The organism is Methyloversatilis universalis FAM5, from assembly GCF_000214035.2.
Classification (GTDB): Bacteria; Pseudomonadota; Gammaproteobacteria; order Burkholderiales; family Rhodocyclaceae; genus Methyloversatilis; species Methyloversatilis universalis.
The window spans coordinates 1-1,013 of sequence record NZ_AFHG01000014.1; the positions used below are offsets into that span (position 1 = coordinate 1).

A 1,013-nucleotide genomic window follows, 5' to 3' on the forward strand; every position below is an offset into this window, starting at 1 on the left:
GCCCGCGCACAGCGCACCCGCGAACGTCTGAGCCGCGAGGCGGCGAAGATCCGCGACTGGCTGGCGCGTAACCCGCAGGACAGGCAGGGCGCCAGGGGCGCGGTGCGCCTGTCGAATCGCACCGACAACGACTCGGCCAAGATGGCCACCGCCAAGGGCGTGGTCCAGGGCTATACCGGGGTGGCCACGGTCGATGCCGCCCACCAGATCGTGGTCGATGCGCAGGCGCACGGCACCGGGTCGGAACAGGAACTGCTGCTGCCGGTGATCGACGCCAGCAGCGCACAGCGCAGGCCCGACACCGCGATCTGCGCGGATGCGGGCTATCACTCCGAGAAGAACCTCGCCGGACTGGAGCGCCGGAACGTTCCCGCCTGGGTGTGCGACAACGGCTACCGGCAGCGCGACCCGAGATACGCCGAGCAGGCCAGGCACAAAGCGAAACCTGACGCGCTGTGGGACAAGAGCGAGAAGGCAAAGGACGCGCGCACTGCTCGCAAAAACATGCGCTACGCCAACACCGACTTCACCGAAGCGGAAGACCGCAGCCACTGCCTCTGCCCGGCGGGCAAGCGGCTGTATCGCAACGGCGGCGAATGCACGATCAACGGCTACGCGGCCACCAAATACACCGGCGCCGCACGCGACTGCGTGCCGTGCGATCAGCGCAGCCGCTGCCTGCGTACGCCGGACACAACGAAAGTGCGGCAGGTCGCCTTCTTCCGCGGCAAGCGAGGCGACGCCGAATCACACACCGAGCGGATGAAGCGGCGCATCGATTCCACGGAAGGCAAACGGATGATCGCCGCCCGCTTCGCCACGGTAGAACCGGTGTTCGGCAACCTGCGGCACAACAAGCGGCTCGCCCGCTTCACGCTGCGTGGGCGCACAAAGGTGGATGGGCAATGGAAGCTGTACTGCCTGGTGCACAACATCGAAAAGCTCGGGCACCACGGCTACGCAAATTAGGTAAGCTCGCGAACGAGCCACGACGACGGCATCGCGCCGGTCAC

At 66.9% G+C, this 1,013-nt stretch carries 1 protein-coding gene; it reads left to right on the forward strand.

Going from position 1 to position 1,013, the window contains the following annotated elements; genetic code table 11:
* On the forward strand, window positions 1–969 hold a 969-nt coding region (locus METUNV1_RS00065), incomplete at its 5' end, for a transposase (RefSeq protein ID WP_043358645.1).
* Window positions 970–1,013 lie beyond the last annotated feature (44 nt).